Consider the following 17,105-nt stretch of genomic DNA (forward strand, 5'->3'; position numbering starts at 1 on the left):
ATGTTCGAATACGCACCCGCACCCGAGTCGCGCTCGGTGGTGGATATCAAAGCCTCCTCTGGGCTGTTCATCAACGGCGAGTTCGTCGACCCGGCCGACGGCGGCAGCTTCAAGTCGATCAACCCGGCCTCCGAGGAGGTGCTGGCCGAGGTCGCCGAGGGCGGCGCGCAGGACGTGGACCGCGCGGTCCGGGCGGCCCGCAAGGCGTACGAGAAGGTCTGGGGTCCGATGCCGGGCCGGGACCGGGCCAAGTACCTGTTCCGGATCGCCCGCATCATCCAGGAACGCTCGCGTGAGCTGGCTGTGCTGGAATCGCTCGACAACGGCAAGCCGATCAGGGAGTCCCGCGACGTCGACCTGCCGCTGGTCGCCGCGCACTTCTTCTACTACGCCGGCTGGGCCGACAAGCTGCCGTACGCCGGCTTCGGCGCGAACCCGCGGCCGCTCGGCGTGGCGGCGCAGGTCATCCCGTGGAACTTCCCGCTGCTGATGCTGGCCTGGAAGATCGCTCCGGCACTGGCCGCCGGCAACACGGTGGTGCTGAAGCCGGCCGAGACCACCCCGCTCACCGCGTCGCTGTTCGCCGAAATCTGCCAGCAGGCCGACCTGCCGGCCGGTGTGGTCAACATCGTCACCGGCGCCGGCGAGACCGGCCGGGCGCTTGTCGAGCACGCCGACGTGGACAAGGTCGCCTTCACCGGCTCCACCGACGTCGGCCGGGCCATCGCCCGCGCGGTCGCCGGCAGCCGCAAGAAGCTCACCCTGGAACTCGGCGGCAAGGCCGCCAACATCGTCTTCGACGACGCCCCGGTCGACCAGGCGGTCGAGGGCATCGTCAACGGGATCTTCTTCAACCAGGGGCACGTCTGCTGCGCCGGCTCCCGGCTGCTGATCCAGGAATCCGTCGCCGAGCAGGTGCTGGAGTCACTCAAGCGACGAATGGCCCAACTACGCCTCGGCGACCCGCTGGACAAGAACACCGACATCGGTGCCATCAACTCGGCCGCCCAGCTCTCCCGCATCCGCGAGCTGACGACGGCCGGTGCCGCCGAGGGCGCGCAGCAGTGGTCACCGCCGTGTGAGCTGCCCGAGCGGGGCTTCTGGTTCGCACCGACCATCTTCACCGGGGTCACCCAGGCACACCGGATCGCCCGGGAGGAGATCTTCGGCCCGGTGCTGTCCGTACTGACCTTCCGCACCCCGGCCGAGGCCGTGGAGAAGGCCAACAACACGCCGTACGGGCTGTCGGCGGGGATTTGGACCGAGAAGGGCTCCCGGATCCTGTGGATGGCCGACCGGCTGCGCGCCGGGGTGGTGTGGGCAAACACGTTCAACAAGTTCGACCCGACCTCGCCGTTCGGCGGCTACAAGGAGTCGGGCTACGGTCGCGAGGGCGGCCGGCACGGGCTGGAGGCGTACCTCAATGTCTGAGCGGGTCGCGGTACGCAAGACGTACAAGCTCTTCGTCGGCGGGAAGTTCCCGCGTAGCGAGTCGGGACGGTCGTATCTCGTGCAGGACTCCAACGTGTCGCTGGCCTCCCGCAAGGACGCGCGGGACGCCGTGGTGGCCGCCCGCGCGGCGGTGAAGGGCTGGGCCGGGGCGACCGCGTACAACCGGGGTCAGATCCTCTACCGAGTCGCCGAGATGCTGGAGGGCCGGCGCGAGCAGTTCGTCGCGCTCGGAGTGCCGGGCGACGAGGTGGACGCGGCGACCGACCGCTGGGTCTGGTACGCCGGCTGGTCGGACAAGCTCCCGCAGGTCTACGGGGGCGCGAACCCGGTCGCCGGGCCGTACTTCAACCTGTCGGCGCCCGAGCCGACGGGTGTGGTGGCGGTGGTCGCCCCCGAGGCACCGGCCCTGCTCGGGCTGGTCAGCGTGATCGCCCCGGCGATCGTCACCGGCAACACGGTGGTGGTGGCCGCCTCGCCGACGGCGCCGCTGGCCGCGGTGACCCTGGCCGAGGTGCTGGCCACCTCCGACCTGCCCGGCGGGGTGGTCAACATCCTCACCGGCCGGTTGTCGGAGACCGTGCCCACGCTGGCCGCGCACATGGACGTCAACGCCATCGACCTGACCGGCGTGACCGACGCGGAGCTGGCGGCCGACATGGAGGTCAAGGCGGCGGAGAACCTCAAGCGGGTACTCCGGCCCGTGTCGGCCGGTCACGACTGGTCGGCGGACCCCGGTCTCGGCCGGATGACAGCCCTGCTGGAGACGAAGACGGTCTGGCATCCCAAGGGGGTGTGAACTCTCCTCGCTCTGGGGGTTTCCGGGGAGCCCCACCCGCTCCGGGCGGTCAGGCTTGATCCCTGCGCGGGTGGGGCTCCCCGGAAACCCTGACGTGCGCATGGACCGTCTGTGGGTCACGGCTGGCGGGGCGCTGCCCAGCGTCGGGTCCCCGGTCCGGACAACTTCCCGGGAACTGCTGGGTCGAGTTGGTGACGAGGCAGCACTATCCCCGAAGTTGCTGCGGTGGGGCGGACGGGCGTGGGTGGGGGTGGGCGTGGGTGGGGGTGGGTCTACTACGGGGGGTAGGATTGGGGGGTGACTCGGCTGGGGGATCTTGAGCGTGCGGTGATGGACGTGCTTTGGGATGCGGTCCCCGGCACGTCGGATGGGGTCACCGTGCGTGAGGTGGCCGACGCGTTGGACGGACGCGAGTTGGCGTACACCACCGTGATGACCGTGCTGGACCGGCTGGCCGGCAAGGGCATGGTGCAGCGCGAGCGGGAGGGTCGGGCGTGGCGGTACCGCGCTGCGGCCAGCCGGGAGGCGTACATCGCCCAACTCATGCTCGACGCGCTCGACCTGGGCGGTAGCCGGGACGCGGCGCTGGTCCGGTTCGCCCGCTCGGTCACCGGCACCGAGGCGGACGTGCTGCGCGCCGCGCTCACCACGGAGGCCGGGCTGACGGTCGATCCGACCGGGCACGGCCGGACGGAAGGCGACGTGCGAGGCGATGCCGGGAACAACCCCGGTCGAGGGTTGACTGATCGGGTCGACTCGCCACCGGCCGACGGAGCGTCCCGCCCCGACCTGGCCGACAAGGCCGTCGAGCGGTAGGGGCGACGCCGTGGCGCACACCCTGCACTTCGCCGCCTCGATGGTGGCCTGCTGGCTGATCGCCCAGGTGCTGGCCCGCTCCACCTGGACGTGGCGCAGCCCCCGGGTGGCGATCCTGTGCTGGCAGGCGATCGGCCTGGGGGTCGGTCTCTCCGCGATGGGTCTGCCGATCGCGTCAGGTCTCGCCCCGTACCAGCGGGGCACCGGCAGCGCCCTGCTGGCGCTGGTCGGCGATCTTCGGCACGGCACCCTGCCGCCCGGCCTCGGTGCCGTGCACCTGGGTCTGGTCGGCGTCGGTCTCGGCATCGGGGCGGTGCTGCTGACCACGACGGTACGCAGCATCCACGGCGCGGTACGCGCCCAACGCCGGCACCGGGACCTGCTCACCCTGGTCGCCCGACGGGATCCGACCGTGCCCGGCGCGCTGGTGCTCGACCACCCGGGTGCGGCGGCGTACTGCCTTCCGGGAGTGAAGCCACGGGTGGTGGTGAGTGCCGGCACGCTCAGCCTGCTCGACCGGGCCGAGTTGGCGGCGGTGCTGACCCACGAACGGGCGCACGCGCAGGAGCGGCACGACCTCGTGCTGCTGCCGTTCACCGCACTCTGCCGCGCGTTGCCCTGGTTCCGCTGGGTCCGCGAGGCGCACGAGCGGGTTTCCCTGCTGGTCGAGATGCGCGCCGACGACAAGGCCCGCGAGTTGCACGCCGAGGCCCCGCTGGCCGGTGCGCTGCGCCGGTTCGCCGCCGCCGGGAACCGGATCACGCCGGCCGGCGCGCTCGGTATGGGCGACCGGGATCTGGACGTACGGGTGCAGCGGTTGCTGGTCACCGGCCGCCCACCCCGACTGCTCGGCGCCACCGCGCTGGCCGTGACGGCGACCGTGGCCGCCCTGCCGATCTCACTCTTCCTCAGCTGACGGACCCTGAACTAACCCTGATCATGCCGGTCCGGCGCGCAGCACACCCCTATATGTAGGAGAACTACAGGTAGGCTCCCTATCTGCATCGACCCCGTCCCGGGAGAGCCGACATGGACACCCTGCTCCTCGCTCGCCTCCAGTTCGCCATGACCGCCTCGGTCCACTTCCTCTTCGTGGCCGTCACACTCGGCCTGGTCACCCTGCTCGTCGGGATGCAGACCACCTGGGTGCTGACCGGTAACCCCAGGTGGGAGCGGCTGACCCGATTCTGGGGCCAGCTCTACGTGATCAACTATGTGCTCGGCATCGCCACCGGCATCGTGATGGAGTTCCAGTTCGGGTTGAACTGGAGCGGGCTGTCCCGCTACGTCGGCAACGTCTTCGGCGCCCCGCTGGCCATCGAGACCATGGCCGCCTTCTTCCTGGAGTCGACCTTCCTCGGCATGTGGATCTTCGGCTGGCACCGGCTACGCCGTGGCGCGCACCTCGCCCTGCTCTACGGCGTCGCGATCACCGCGTACGTCTCGGCTTTCTGGATCATGGTGGCCAACTCCTGGTTGCAGAACCCGGTCGGTTACGAGGTACGCGACGGCGTCGCCCAGCTGACCGACTTCCCGGCCCTGCTGACCAACCCGGCCCTGTGGATGGCGCTCGGGCACGTGGTGTCGGCGGCCCTGCTGACCGGCGGGCTGCTGATGGCGGCGGTCAGCGCGTGGCACCTCGCCCGACGTACCACCGACCACGCGCTGTTCCGCACCTCGCTGCGGATCGGGCTGGTCACCGCCGCGCTGTCGATCACTCTCGTGCAGGGGTTCGGCTTCGCCCAGTTCGGGCCGGTGGGCGGGATACAGCCCACCAAGTTCGGGGGTAACCCCGAAGCCGACGCGCTGATAGCCGACTGGACCGCCAGGTTCGGCCCGGGCGACTACCTGCCACCGGCGCTGTCCAACGTCGGGCTCGGCTTCATGATCCTCATCGGTTTCGCCCTCGGCCTGCTCTGGCTGCTCGTCCCACTGCTCTGGCGGGACTGGATCATTCGCCTCCGGTTCCCGCTCTGGCTGCTGATGCTCGCCCTGCCCCTGCCGTTCATCGCACTGATCCTCGGCTGGATCGCCCGCGAGGTCGGCCGCCATCCCTGGGTGGCGTACGGGCTGCTACCGGTGGACCATGCGGTCTCGCCGGTCAGCCCCTGGTTGATGGCGACCTCGCTGGTCGGCTTCACCCTGCTGCTCGGCACCCTCGCCGTCACCAACTGGGTGCTGCTCGCCCGGCACGCCGCCCGAGGTGCCGCCGATCCCGCGCTCGGCCGCCCGCCGGCCCAACCGCCCGCCGACGATTCCCGTCCCGAACCCGCGTTCGCCTGAGGAGCCGGAGATGGAACTCGCCTGGTACGCCCTGCTCGGCCTCTTCTTCGCCGGCTACCTGGTGCTCGCCGGCTACGACTACGGCGTCGGCCTGCTGATCGCCGGTGGCGCCGACGCGTCCCGCCGCCGCGCCGCGCTCAACGCGGTCGGGCCCTTCTTCCTCGGTAACGAGGTGTGGCTGGTGGCCGCCGCCGGCGTCCTGTTCGGCGCGTTTCCGCTACTGGAGGGGGAACTGCTCGCCGGCAGCTATCCGGCGGTGGCCGCCGCGCTCGTCGGGGTGATCCTGGTGACCGCCGGGGTGCAACTACGCAGCCGTCCAGGCAGCGGAGGGGCCCGCACCGCGTGGGATCGAGTGATCGTGGTCGGTAGCCTGCTCGCGGCGCTCGGCTGGGGCGTGGTGCTCGCCGGACTGCTCCAGGGCGTGCCGCTGCGGCCCGACGGACACGTGGCCGGGGTGACACACCTGTTCACCCCGTTCGCCGCCGCCACCGGGTTGGCCCTGGTGGCGCTGGTGGTGGCACACGGGGCGACTTTCCTCGCGCTCCGGTTACCCGCCGTCGAGGGCGACCGGCTCCGGCCGTTGGCCCGCCGCCTGCTCCTCACCGCGATCGTCGCGGTCGGCGCGGCCGCCGTCGTCGGTGCGTTCTCCGAGCGGTACGCGCCGCCGCGCAGCGTCCCGCGGTCGGCGTACTGCTGGTGGTGTTGCTGGTGGTGGCCCTGCTCGCGGCGCGGGCGGCGCTCCGACGGCAACGGCCCGGCGTGGCCTTCGCGGCCACCGCGACGGCGCTGGCACTGCCGGTGCTGCTGGTCGGGGCGGCCCTCTGGCCGTACGTGCTGGTGTCGACCGTCGAACCGAGCGCCTCACTGACGGTTACCGACGCGGCCGCCAGCGGGCCGACCCTGCGGCTGCTGGGCTGGCTGACGGTACCGCTGCTGCCGGCCCTACTAGGCTTCCAGGCGATGTGCGTGTGGATTTTCCGAGGACGAACCGACGGTAGGGCACCGGTGTACTGGTGAACCGTCGCCCCTTCGACCCGCGGCTGCTGCGCCGGGTTCCTGCGGCCCGACGCGACCTCGCCCTGCTCACGCTGCTCGGCGTGCTCGCCGCCGGGCTCGTCGTGGCGCAGGCCACCGCCCTGGCCGTGCTACTGGCCGATGCCTTCACCGGGCGCCTGGACCGGGCCGCGCTCGGCGGTTTCGTGGCCGCCGTCGCGGCCCGCTCGCTCGTGGTCTGGGCGCAGGGCGCGGTGTCCGCACGGGTGGCCGCCACGGTCAAGGCGGCGCTGCGGGCCGACCTGTTGGGCGCGGTCGCCCGGCACGGACCCGGTTGGGTCGCCGGCCAGCGGGCCGGACAACTGGCCACTCTCGCCGGTCGGGGTCTGGACGCGCTCGACGCCTACTTCACCGGGTATCTGCCGCAGCTCGTGCTGAGCGTCACCGTGCCGGTCGCGGTGCTGGGTCGGGTGTTCCTCGCCGACTGGAGCTCGGCAGTGATCATCGCGCTGACGCTGCCGCTCATCCCGATCTTCGGAGCGCTGCTCGGGTGGCAGGCGCAGGCCGCCACCGAGCGGCAGTGGCGACGGCTGTCGCTGCTCGGCGGGCACTTCCTGGACATGGTGGCCGGGCTGCCCACGCTGCGTGCGTTCGGCCGGGCCCGGGCGCAGACCGACGCGGTACGGCGGATGGCCGACGGTCACCGGATCGCCACCATGAAGACGCTGCGGATCGCCTTCCTCTCCGCGCTGGTGCTCGAACTCGTGGCCACCCTGTCGGTGGCGCTGGTCGCCGTCCCGGTCGGCATCCGGCTGCTCGGCGGTGGTCTGGCGCTGCAGACCGCGCTGCTGGTGCTGCTGCTGACCCCGGAGGCGTACCTGCCGCTGCGGGCGGCCGGCAGCCGGTTCCACGCCAGCATGGAAGGGCTCACCGCACTGGACGAGGCGCTCACCCTCTCCGACTCGGCACCCCGAGCGTCCATGGGTCAGGTGGGCACCCGACCGGACGGGCGCGCCGAGATCCGCTTCGAATCGGTGACCGTGGCGTACGGACGCACCACGGCGCTGCGGGACGTGACGCTGACCATCCGGCCCGGCGAGCGCATCGCGATCATCGGACCGAGCGGCGCCGGCAAGAGCACCCTGCTCAACCTGCTGCTCGGCTTCGTCCGTCCGACCGGCGGTCGGGTCACCGTAGGCGGGGTCGACCTGACCGACGCCGACCTCGACGACTGGCGGCGACAGGTGGCGTGGGTGCCGCAGCGGGCCCACCTGTTCGCGGCGTCGCTGGCCGACAACATCCGGCTCGGCACCCCCGACGCCGCACCTGCCGCCATCGCCACCGCGGTCCACGTCGCCGCACTGGACGAGGTGGTCGCCGCCCTGCCCGACGGACTGGACACCCCGCTCGGTGAGCGGGGGCACGGCCTGTCCAGCGGGCAGCGGCAACAGGTGGCGCTGGCCCGGGCGTTCCTGCGGGACGCCCCGGTGGTGCTGCTCGACGAGCCGACCGCACGCCTCGACGCCGCCGCGAGGCGGTGGTGCTATCGGCCACCCGCGAACTGGTCGCCGGCCGCACCGCGCTCCTGGTGGCCCACCGGCCGGCACTGCTCACCGACGTCGACCGCATCCTGCGGGTCGAGGACGGGCGGGTCACCGAGCTGACCCCGATACCGGCCGGTGAGCGTCCATGAGCGAGCGCAGCGAGCGAATCATCAGGTTCGGTGCGGTGGCGCCTCATCGTGACGCCGAGCGAAGCGAGGTGGCGCGATGAGCGAGCGCAGCGAGCGAATCATCGGGTTCGGTGGGCCCCTGCCCGAACTGATCGTGCTGCGGCTGGCCCGGCCGTACCTGAAGCGCCTGGTCGGTGCCGGGCTGCTCGCCGCGGCGACCGAGTTCGCCGGGCTGGCCCTGATGGCGACCGCCACCTGGCTGCTGATGACCGCCGCCGGTCAACCCCCGCTGGACCGGCTCACCGTAGCGATCGTGGCGGTACGGGCGCTGGCGGTCAGCCGTGGGGTGCTGCGTTACACCGAACGCCTGGCCGGGCACGACGCGGTGCTACGACTGGTCACCGATGTCCGGGCCGGGGTCTTCGACACCCTGGCGAGCCGGCGCGGCAACCCACCCCGCAGTGGGGACGCGCTGAGCCGGCTGGTCTCCGACGTGGAGGCGGTACAGGACCTGCTGCTGCGGGTGGTCGTGCCAGCCGCCGCGGCCGGGCTGGTGAGCGTACTGGCCGTCGGGCTGGCCGCGCTGGTCTCGCCGCCGGCCGCGCTCGCGCTCGCCGCCGGGCTGCTGGTGGCCGCCGTCGTCCTGCCTGCGCTGGCGACCGTGCTGACCCGACGGGCCGCCGCGGAGGTGGCCCCACTGCGCGGAGCGCTCGCCACCGACGCGATCGACCTCACCCACGGCGCCGCCGACCTGGCCGCCTTCGGCGCGACCTCGGACGCACTGGCGGCTGCCGGGCGACGGGCCCGCCGACTGGCGCGGCTGGAGCGGCGGCTCGCCGCGCTCGGCTTCGCCGTCGACGCGGCCGGTGTACTGGTGGCCGGCCTCACCGCCGGTGCGGTGGTGTACGTGGCCCTCGGCGCCGGCGTGGACGGAGTGCTGGTCGGTGTTCTGGCCGTCGGCACACTGGCCGCCGTGGAGATCGCCCTCGCGCTGGTCGGCGCGGCCCGTCAGTGGACCGGGTTGCGGTCCGGACTGGCTCGGGTCGCCCACCTCCTGGCACCCGACGACGCGGGCTTAGGGACCGCCCGGACCTCCGTCGACCAGCGGGCGGCCGACACCGCGAGCCCGCGCCACGCCGGCACCGCCGGCCGGAGCATCGACGGGCTGGCCGAGCGGGCCCTGAGACGGCCGGCCCGAGCCCGGCCGGCCCTACCGAGACCGCCGAGACCGCCGAGACCGGACCGTCCGGCACGCCGGCCGGTGGGTACGCGGTGCACACGGCACCGTCGGTCCGGTTCGACGGGGTGACGGTTCGCTACCGGATCGGCGCTGCCGCCGCGCTCGACGGCTTCGACCTGGAGCTGCCACCCGGCCGCCGGGTCGCGGTCGTCGGTCCGAGTGGGGCGGGCAAGAGCACCCTGGCCGCCGTCCTGACCGGCGCGGTGTCCCCCACCGCCGGCCGGGTCACCCTGGACGGGCGGGACGTGTCGGCTCACCCGTCCCAGGAACTACCTCGCCTGGTCGGCGGGCTGCTCGCCGAGGCGTACGTCTTCCACGCCACCGTGCGGGACAACATGCTGCTCGGTCGACCGGGCGCGGACGAGGACGCGCTGCTCACCGCCGCCACCGCCGCCGGGCTGTCGGACTGGGTCCGGGCCCAGCCGGACGGCTGGGACACCGTGGTCGGCGAGGAGGGCGGACAGCTCTCCGGTGGTCAACGTCAGCGGCTCGCGCTGGCTCGCGCCCTGCTGGCCGCGCCCGGCGTACTGGTGCTCGACGAACCCACGGAGGGCCTCGACCCGGTCGCCGCCGACCAGGTGCTGGCCAGCACGTTGGCCGCGACTCCCACCGGGCACTCGGTACTGCTGATCACCCACCGGCTCAGCGGTCTCGCCGAACTCGACGAGATCGTGGTGCTGGACGCCGGCCGGGTCGTGCAGCGGGGCCGGCACGCGGCGCTCGTGGCGACCCCCGGGTGGTACCGGGACCAGTGGGTGTTGCAGCAGGCCGCCGAGCACGGATACCTCGCTCTGTCGGGTTGATCCGTCAAGCCGCCTCCGGGATGTCCCGGAGGCCGGAACACGAGCCGGCATGGCAGGGTTGGGGCCATGCCGGTCAGGGACGACATGTTGGTCGAGGAGCACCTGCGGCAGCTCGCCGGTCGGCTCCGTGGGCCACGCCGGCTGCGGGCCGACCTGATGACCGAGGCCCGGCACGGGCTGCTCGACGCCGTCGAGGCGTACCGGGACAGTGGCCTGCCGGCGGGTGAGGCGTCGCGACAGGCGGTCGCCGACTTCGGTACGCCGGATCAGCTGGCCCCGGCTTACCAGGCCGAACTCGCGGTGGCCGCGCTGCGCGGGCTGTCGCTGCGAGTGGTCGCCTTCGCCGCGACCGGCTCGATCGCCGGTGACCTGACCTGGCACGGATCGAGTTGGAGCACCGGCCCCCCACCGCCCTCGGGTTACCTGCTGTTGTCACAGTCGGTGGAGTGGATCTGGGCAGGGGCGTTCCTGTTCGGTCTGGCCGGGCTGGCGCTGGTCGCGGCCACCGCCCGTTCGGCGCGTCCGGCACTGACCGCGCTGGCGCGCGGCGCCGGTGTCGCGCTGACCGGCGCCGCCCTGCTGGGCGCGGTGGCCGGGGCCGGGCTGTTCTCCTGGTCGATCCTGCTGTGGGACGCGGCCCTGAGCTGGCCACCGATGATCATCGGAATGGTCGTCGGCGCCGCCGCCCATGTGTGGCTGGGCAGCGCCGCCCGCACCTGGCTGCTGGCCACCCGCTGACGTCAGCCCGCCGTGGTGGGGGTGGTGCCCGGGTCCAGGAATCGGCCGACGGTGGCACTGAACTCACGCCAGCCGGAACGCTGGTCGGTCAGCGCCCGCCGGCCGGTGTCGGTCAGCTCGTAGGTACGCCGTTCCCGCCCGTTCACGGTGTTCCACGCGCTGACCACGTGGCCGGCCCGCTCCAGCCGTCGCAGCGCCGGATAGACGGTGCCGGTGGGCAGGTCGAGGCGACCGTCGCTGCGCGCCCGCAGTGCCTCGATGATGGCGTAACCGTGCAGGGCCCCCCGTTCCAGCACGGCCAGCAGCAAGGCGTCGAGGTGTCCGTGCAGCGCCTGGGCGTTCATGCGTAGACACGCTACTTGTTATCCGAGTGGCGAGCCACCGGGGTGCGGCCAGCGGTTACCGAGCGCAGCCAACTAGGGTATGTGCCCAGAGTCACTCACCGGCATCAGCGCCGGGGGTGGTAGCCCGACGCACACGGAGGTCACCGTGGCACGCCAGTCGCCCCAACGGCCGGACGCCGACGAGCCCGAGCTCGATGACACGACCGGCACCAGCGAGCCGGACGTCGCCGAGCCGGCCGACGCCGCGCCCGACGTCGCCGCGGCGGAGACCGCGAACCGCGCACTCTGGGACGAGCTGCGGATCGATCCGGTGGAGATCGCCCTGCCGGCCGGTACCGGCTTCACCCTGCGCGCGTACCGGTCGGCCCGTGAGCTGACCCCGACCGACGTGGCGGAGCGGGACGCCGACGACCCCTTCCTTGCCCGTCGGCAGGTCGGCCCGGCAGAGGACGACGCCGATGAGGGTGACGTCGTCATCCTCGACGAGGACGTCGCCCGGGAGTTCGCCGAGAGCGAGGACGAGGAGCAGCGGGCACAGCGCGACGACGACACCACCGAGGACGGCAAGGACGACGCCGACGAGGTCACCGCCGACGAGGCCGGCGACGAGGAGGTGCCGATCTTCCTGACCCACAAGGGCCGGCTGTTGCTGTTCAAGACGCCCGAGTCGCTTGTCAGCTTCGTTCGGTCCGGCGCCCCCAATGACCTGTCTCAGCTGGACAGTTGGGATGAACTGTCCGAACGGGTGGAACCGGCCGACATCGCGCCGCTGGACGATGACGTCTACGAACTCGACCTCGTCGTGGAGAACCTCCGCGGCGGGCACGACACCTGGGATCCGACGCTGCTCATCGAGGCCGGCGAGGTCGCCCGCGACCTGGCGTACGCCCTGCGGCTGCCCGCGGTGCTGGACATGCTCGCCACCGGCTCCAGTCTCGACGACCTGGACGAGGCGCTCCGGGCATCGGTCGGCGGCGGCATCGGCGGCTTCATGGGACGGCGTAGGCTGAAGAAGATCGGGGCACAAACCGCAAGCCTGGGTTGGCGGACCATTGTCGGGAAGATCTCTGCGGTCGTGGACTGGCGCGACTGACCCGCACCAGGGACCATCAGTCTTTGGCAGAGAAAGCCCTGAGTCCCGGGAGGAGGACGACGCCGTGGCGCTCGTGCGCGTGTACTGCGGTCTGACCTCGGCGGACCCGGCCGACCGACCGGTCTCGACCGGATCGGCGCTGACGTCCGCTGTGGTCGACGACGCAGGCCGTCTGCTGCATGTCTGCGAGATCGGCGACGACCCGACGGGCTACGCCCGGCTGGTCACGCTACTCGTGGAACGCTCCGGCGGGCCGAGCGGTGCGGCGATAGCCGCCGACAGCGACGACCACACCATCACCTCCCTGCTCAGCGCCGCCGGTCGCCCGCTGGCGATCGCCGACGACGACTCGGTCGACGACTTCGCCGAACGGTTCGCCGACGACGACTCCCTGGAGGAGATGCAGTCACCGCCGGCCGTTCGGCGCGCCGTCGGTCTCGCCCGGTCGCTGCAGGCCGGCGCACTGTCGGCGGTGACCCTGCCGGCGCCTCGTGACCTCGCCGGGTACAAGCAGATCCTCGCCGCACACGCCGCGCTGGCCAGCGGTCGGCACTCCGCCGCGGTCGCCCTGCGCGAGGTGCTCCGCGAGCTGTACCCGGCCGCGTTGCGCGCCTACCCCGACCCTGCCGAGCCGATCCCGCTGGCCGTGCTGGACGCACTTCCCGAGCCAAGCATGCTCACCGACGCCGCCGGCCGTGGCCGCGACGCCGCGGTCACCGCGGACGCCGTCACCGCCCAGCTCGCCGCCGAAGGAGCCGGTGACGCGGAGGCGATCGACGAAGCGGTCACCGCACTCCGGGTCGCCATCTCCGAGACTCCGCGGCGGGCCACCGTCAACCGGGCCCTGACGTCGGCCGCCGCGGAGACCATCAGGCAGGCGGTCGCCTCGGTGCGGGCCTGCGACGCCGGCTGCGATGCGCTCGTCGGTGCCCTGCGTGCCCGCACCGCCGGGCCGGCGCCGGCGTCCGGCCGGCGAGCCGCCGCACGACGCGGCGAACAGGTCGGTGAGTTGTCGGCGAGCGTGCCCGGCACCCAGACCGGCCTGCGGTCGGTGCGCCCCGGCGGCCCTGAGCCGGCCGGGGGCCGTCGCAGTCGACCGGAGCCGGTGCCGGGCAACGCCCCGCCGGCCTCCCGAGCCCCTCGGCCCCCGCCGGTGGCACCCGCGCCGGTGACTCCCCACCGGTCGCGCCCGCGCCCGTGACGCCGGCCGCCATGGCCGGTCCGCCCGCCGCGCCGTCACGGGCGGAGTCGCACCGTCCCGGGTGGACGCTCCGACCAACCGGCCGATCTCCGCGCCACCCCCGCCGCCGCCCGGGATCACGCCGATCGCGCCGACGCAGCGCGGCGCGATCCCGCCCGCCGAAGCGGGCGAGCCGTTCCGGCCGACCCTCACCACCGCGGCGATCAACAACGCCCGGGCCGAGCGCCAGCGGACCGTCATCCCGCCCCGGCCGAAGACGAACGGCGAACCACCGGCACCGACCGGCGGCTTCAGCGCCACCGACCTCAGCGTCCCGGTGCCGGCGGCCCGTCCGGATCAGGAGAAGACCGCTCCGCCGGGATCCCGCTCGAACTGGCCGCTGGTCAACAACCCGGACAACCCGGCCGACACCACGCCCCGCAACCCGGTCGTCGGCTCCTATGAGGACCGGGGTCGGCGCAGCGCCCCGGAAACCCCCACCGACCACGGCGCCGACCGTCGGGTCACCCCGCCCTGGCTCGCCGACGACCTACCGCCGGAACCGCCGGTGTTGCGGCTCGTCGAGCCGCCGCCGCTGGCCGACCGGGCGTTGCGCAATGGAGCCCAGCCGTCACCGGAGACGCCGCCGCTACGGCTCGTCGACCGGGGCGGCGCCGAACGCGGCAACCGGGGAGCCGAGCGACTGGACCTCCCACCGGCCCGCCGTCCGGCGGAACCGCCGATCGAGCACCGGCCGCCACCGGTCTCCGACGAGGGCGACGGCGATCTACTGATCTTCGCGCAGGCCCGCTCCGCGTGGTTCGTGGGCCACGGCGAGGAAGCCGACCTGGACTGGTCGACGATGGCCGACACCGGTTGGCAGGCCGCCGAGCAGGCCGCCCGCCCCGCGGTGGGTGCCGAGACGAACGCCGGGCTACCCAAGCGGGTGCCACAGGCCAACCTGGTGCCCGGCTCGCCGTTGCGGGAGGAGCGTCCGCTGCGGATAGTGCGCGACGCGGCCAGCCTTGCTGAGAACACGACCGGTTACTTCCGGGGCTGGCGCCGCGGGCAGGAGATCGGTGGGTTCGCGGTCGGCGGGCGCCCCGGGCGGGAGTCCGCAGGCGGCTGGGATTTCAGCCGCGACACCGGGGACCGCGACGACGATCGGGAGTACGAGTACCGCTCCGCCGGATACCGCTCCTGACCGCCGCACTGGGGCGCCAGCGGTGCAGGCTCATGGCCGTTCACCTGCGTGTTTCTGCCCACAGCCGGATAATTTGACGCCGGGTCCTCGGGGCCGGAACCATACCCGCGGAACAGCCGGCGGCAGGTCGCCGGGCGGGAAGGCGACTCATGGCGACACCGGCAACCGGCCCCAGCGTGGTCACTCGACGGGGCGTACTGGCCGCGGCGGCGGGCACGCTGCTGCTGGGGGCCTGCGGGCGGGACGGCGGGCGAGAGAACGCCGTCACCCGGCCCACTCCCGGTCACGAGTTGGTCGTCGGTGCCACGCTTGAGCTGAGCGGTCCAGGTGCCGCGCTGGGGGTGCTCCAGCAACGCGCGCTGGCCATCAGCGCGGCGGCCCTCAACGAGAAGGGTGTGGCGGTCGGCAACCTCCGCCGGACGGTCCGCGTCGAGGTGCTGGACAATCGCAGCAACCCCCGGCTGGCCGCCCAGCAGGCGACCGAGCTGGGTCGCCGGGACGACGTGCACGCCCTGCTCGGAGCCACCTTGGCGGAAACCTCGATGTCGGTCATCGGGGTGGCGCAGAAGCTCCGGCTGCCGTTCGTGTCGTTGGCGTTCGGTGACTCCATCGCGGTGCCGCTGGCCCAGCGGACCTACGTCTACAAGGTCACCCCGGACGCCGGAGACGTGGCACGGCGGCTCGCCCAGCTGGTCAGCGCCGAAGGGCTACGCCAGGTGGTGCTGCTGGCCGAGGACGGGCTGCACGGCGACTCGGGTGTCCGGGCCATGCGGGGCGCGCTGCGGACCGCGGAGGTGGGTCTGGCCCGCACCGTACGGCTGCCGACCGGCAAGGCTGGCCTGGCCCGCGCCGCAGAACAGGCCGTCGCGGCCCGCGCCGACGGCGTGGTGGTGTGGGCCACCGCGCCCACGTCCGGTGCCGCCGCGCGGGCGCTACGCGCCGCCGGACACGACGGTGAGGTGTTCTTCGACGCCGGGGCGGTGGCCGAGGAGACCCTGGAGGCTGCCAATCTGCCCGCCGTCGAGGGCGCCTACGCGGTCCACCCGTCCTCGCTGGGTGGCTCCACCATCGCCAACAGCAGCGCCACCGGGCGCGCCTACCGCGACCTCGTCTCGACGTACATCCGCGCGCACGGCAGCTACCGTGGCTTCGCCCCGTACGCCTCGGACGCGCTGCTGCTGATCAGTACGGCGGCCCGGTTGGCCGACAGTGTGGACCGTGGTCGGCTGCGGGCCTACCTGCAGAACCAGGTCACCGATGGGCTGGCCGGCATGTACTCGTTCACGCCCATCCGGCACAGCGGCATGGACCGGCACTCGCTGGGGGTGTACCGCGTCGACGGCGGGGCCTGGAACCGGCTCAGCTGACGACGGTGGGCGCTCAGGGACGTCCACCGTCGTCATCCGGTCACGAACCAGCGCCCGGTGTCGGCGGTAGCCGTCACCGGGCGCTGGGGCCGATCATCAGGCGGGCGCGACGGCCCGGGAGCGACGCATCGTGAGCACGTACTCGACAAGCGAGATCAGCACGTGCTTGGTCGACTCCCGGTTCCGGGCGTCGCAGGCCACCACCGGCACGTCGCTGGAGATGGCGAGCGCCTCCCGGACGTCCTGCGGATCGTGGTACTGCATCCCGTCGAAGCAGTTGATGGCCACCAGGTACGGCAGCCGCCGGTGCTCGAAGAAATCGATCGCCGCGAAGCAGTCGGCCAGCCGGCGGGTGTCCACCAGCACGACCGCGCCGATCGCACCCCGTACCAGCTCATCCCACATGAACCAGAAGCGGGTCTGACCCGGCGTACCGAACAGGTACAGGATCAGGTCGCGATCGATCGAGATGCGGCCGAAGTCCATGGCCACCGTGGTCGTCGTCTTGCCCGGCACCTGCCGGGTGTCGTCGACGCCGACTCCGGCGGAGGTCATGATGGCCTCGGTGGTCAGCGGCGTGATCTCCGAGACCGAGCCGACCAGCGTCGTCTTGCCGACGCCGAATCCACCGGCGATAACGATCTTCGCCGACGTCACGCGCCCGCTCGGGGCCGGCGGCCGGTGCGACATGTCAGAGCCTGCGAAGTCCACTCAGCACCCTCTCCAGCAATTCAGTGCCCACCGCGTCGTCCGAGTCGTCCAGGATGGTCGGCTCGTGGACCGCGACCAGGCCGTCCGTCGCCATGTCGGCGATGAGCACCCGGGCCACGCCGAGCGGAAGCTGCATGCGCGCCGCGATCTCCGCGAGCGACTGCACGCGTCCGTCACACAGCGCGGCGATGTACTGGTGCTCACGGCCTTGGCCACCATTGCCAGTGGCAGCGGCCCGACCGCGCACCGTCGTCTCGACCAACGCCTCCAGGGCGATGTCGAGGCGGGGACGGGTACGACCGCGGGTCACGGCGTATGGACGGACCAGCGCGCCGGTCGGCTCGTCACGATCAGCCATGTTGCCGTTCACCTCCTTCGTACCCGGCACCGGTTGGACCGGTGCTACCCGTCGT

At 72.8% G+C, this 17,105-nt stretch carries 12 protein-coding genes and 4 pseudogenes; 13 read left to right on the forward strand and 3 right to left on the reverse strand.

Translation table 11 applies throughout. The features are described from left to right. From ENC19_RS05975 to ENC19_RS06020, 10 genes and pseudogenes are all read left to right on the forward strand, one after another. Positions 1 to 1,431, forward strand: a complete 1,431-nt coding sequence (locus ENC19_RS05975) for an aldehyde dehydrogenase family protein (protein WP_164446154.1) — start codon at positions 1 to 3, stop codon at positions 1,429 to 1,431. Further along, positions 1,424 to 2,248, forward strand: a complete 825-nt coding sequence (locus ENC19_RS05980; protein WP_164446155.1) for an aldehyde dehydrogenase family protein — start codon at positions 1,424 to 1,426, stop codon at positions 2,246 to 2,248. Before ENC19_RS05975 ends, ENC19_RS05980 begins: the two co-directional genes overlap by 8 nt. A 297-nt stretch (positions 2,249 to 2,545) precedes the next feature. Continuing rightward, the gene (locus tag ENC19_RS05985) at positions 2,546 to 3,064 is read left to right on the forward strand and encodes a BlaI/MecI/CopY family transcriptional regulator (protein ID WP_164446156.1); all 519 of its coding nucleotides are present in this window, start codon (positions 2,546 to 2,548) and stop codon (positions 3,062 to 3,064) included. 10 nt (positions 3,065 to 3,074) lie between these two features. Continuing rightward, the gene (locus tag ENC19_RS05990) at positions 3,075 to 3,980 is read left to right on the forward strand and encodes a M56 family metallopeptidase (RefSeq protein WP_164446157.1); all 906 of its coding nucleotides are present in this window, start codon (positions 3,075 to 3,077) and stop codon (positions 3,978 to 3,980) included. A 113-nt stretch (positions 3,981 to 4,093) separates the two neighbouring features. Beyond that, positions 4,094 to 5,347, forward strand: coding sequence for a cytochrome ubiquinol oxidase subunit I (locus ENC19_RS05995; protein ID WP_164446158.1), 1,254 nt, complete (start codon positions 4,094 to 4,096; stop codon positions 5,345 to 5,347). A 10-nt stretch (positions 5,348 to 5,357) separates the two neighbouring features. Beyond that, positions 5,358 to 5,954 (forward strand): annotated as a pseudogene (locus ENC19_RS06000) (cytochrome d ubiquinol oxidase subunit II); the annotation flags it as partial. 104 nt (positions 5,955 to 6,058) lie between these two features. Further along, positions 6,059 to 6,364, forward strand: coding sequence for a cytochrome d ubiquinol oxidase subunit II (locus tag ENC19_RS30860; protein WP_328824189.1), 306 nt, complete (start codon positions 6,059 to 6,061; stop codon positions 6,362 to 6,364). Further along, positions 6,361 to 8,033: pseudogene (gene cydD / locus ENC19_RS06005) on the forward strand (thiol reductant ABC exporter subunit CydD). Before ENC19_RS30860 ends, cydD begins: the two are co-directional and overlap by 4 nt. A 121-nt stretch (positions 8,034 to 8,154) precedes the next feature. Next, positions 8,155 to 10,055 (forward strand): annotated as a pseudogene (locus ENC19_RS31700) (amino acid ABC transporter ATP-binding/permease protein); the annotation flags it as partial. A 66-nt stretch (positions 10,056 to 10,121) separates the two neighbouring features. Then, positions 10,122 to 10,793: a permease prefix domain 1-containing protein gene (locus ENC19_RS06020; RefSeq protein ID WP_164446159.1), complete on the forward strand. Its 672-nt coding sequence runs from the start codon at positions 10,122 to 10,124 to the stop codon at positions 10,791 to 10,793. A gap of 2 nt (positions 10,794 to 10,795) precedes the next feature. On the opposite strand, the gene ENC19_RS06025 is transcribed toward ENC19_RS06020, so the two are convergent. Beyond that, complete coding sequence (locus tag ENC19_RS06025; RefSeq protein WP_164446160.1) at positions 10,796 to 11,137, reverse strand: PadR family transcriptional regulator; 342 nt, start codon at positions 11,135 to 11,137, stop codon at positions 10,796 to 10,798. Positions 11,138 to 11,216: 79 nt separating this feature from the next. On the opposite strand from ENC19_RS06025, the gene ENC19_RS06030 reads away from it, so the two are divergent. The 3 genes and pseudogenes from ENC19_RS06030 (at position 11,217) to ENC19_RS06040 (ending at position 15,981) form a co-directional block, all read left to right on the forward strand. Then, entirely contained in the window at positions 11,217 to 12,230 is a 1,014-nt protein-coding gene (locus tag ENC19_RS06030; protein ID WP_164446161.1) for a DNA primase, read from the forward strand. Positions 12,231 to 12,294: 64 nt separating this feature from the next. Next, positions 12,295 to 14,614, forward strand: a pseudogene (locus tag ENC19_RS06035) (transposase). 149 nt (positions 14,615 to 14,763) lie between these two features. After that, positions 14,764 to 15,981 carry an ABC transporter substrate-binding protein gene (locus ENC19_RS06040; protein WP_164446162.1) on the forward strand — a complete coding sequence of 406 codons (1,218 nt, stop codon included), beginning with the start codon at positions 14,764 to 14,766 and terminating at the stop codon, positions 15,979 to 15,981. Positions 15,982 to 16,077: 96 nt separating this feature from the next. Here ENC19_RS06040 and ENC19_RS06045 read toward each other — a convergent pair whose 3' ends face one another. Beyond that, complete coding sequence (locus ENC19_RS06045) at positions 16,078 to 16,671, reverse strand: GTP-binding protein (RefSeq protein WP_155215169.1); 594 nt, start codon at positions 16,669 to 16,671, stop codon at positions 16,078 to 16,080. A 1-nt stretch (position 16,672) separates the two neighbouring features. Then, positions 16,673 to 17,050 (reverse strand): DUF742 domain-containing protein, encoded by a 378-nt coding sequence (locus ENC19_RS06050; protein ID WP_091634396.1) that lies wholly within the window; start codon positions 17,048 to 17,050, stop codon positions 16,673 to 16,675. Positions 17,051 to 17,105 lie beyond the last annotated feature (55 nt).

This window comes from Verrucosispora sioxanthis (genome assembly GCF_010560025.1).
GTDB lineage: Bacteria > Actinomycetota > Actinomycetes > Mycobacteriales > Micromonosporaceae > Micromonospora > Micromonospora palythoicola.

Bases quoted from the DNA above. Each gene is read 5' to 3' on its own strand.
- ENC19_RS05975 (WP_164446154.1), top strand. From the start codon at position 1: ATGTTCGAATACGCACCCGCACCCGAGTCGCGCTCGGTGGTGGATATC.
- ENC19_RS05980 (WP_164446155.1), top strand. From the start codon at position 1,424: ATGTCTGAGCGGGTCGCGGTACGCAAGACGTACAAGCTCTTCGTCGGC.
- ENC19_RS05995 (WP_164446158.1), top strand. From the start codon at position 4,094: ATGGACACCCTGCTCCTCGCTCGCCTCCAGTTCGCCATGACCGCCTCG.
- ENC19_RS06020 (WP_164446159.1), top strand. From the start codon at position 10,122: ATGCCGGTCAGGGACGACATGTTGGTCGAGGAGCACCTGCGGCAGCTC.
- ENC19_RS06025 (WP_164446160.1), bottom strand. From the start codon at position 11,137: ATGAACGCCCAGGCGCTGCACGGACACCTCGACGCCTTGCTGCTGGCC.
- ENC19_RS06030 (WP_164446161.1), top strand. From the start codon at position 11,217: ATGTGCCCAGAGTCACTCACCGGCATCAGCGCCGGGGGTGGTAGCCCG.
- ENC19_RS06040 (WP_164446162.1), top strand. From the start codon at position 14,764: ATGGCGACACCGGCAACCGGCCCCAGCGTGGTCACTCGACGGGGCGTA.
- ENC19_RS06045 (WP_155215169.1), bottom strand. From the start codon at position 16,671: ATGTCGCACCGGCCGCCGGCCCCGAGCGGGCGCGTGACGTCGGCGAAG.
- ENC19_RS06050 (WP_091634396.1), bottom strand. From the start codon at position 17,050: ATGGCTGATCGTGACGAGCCGACCGGCGCGCTGGTCCGTCCATACGCC.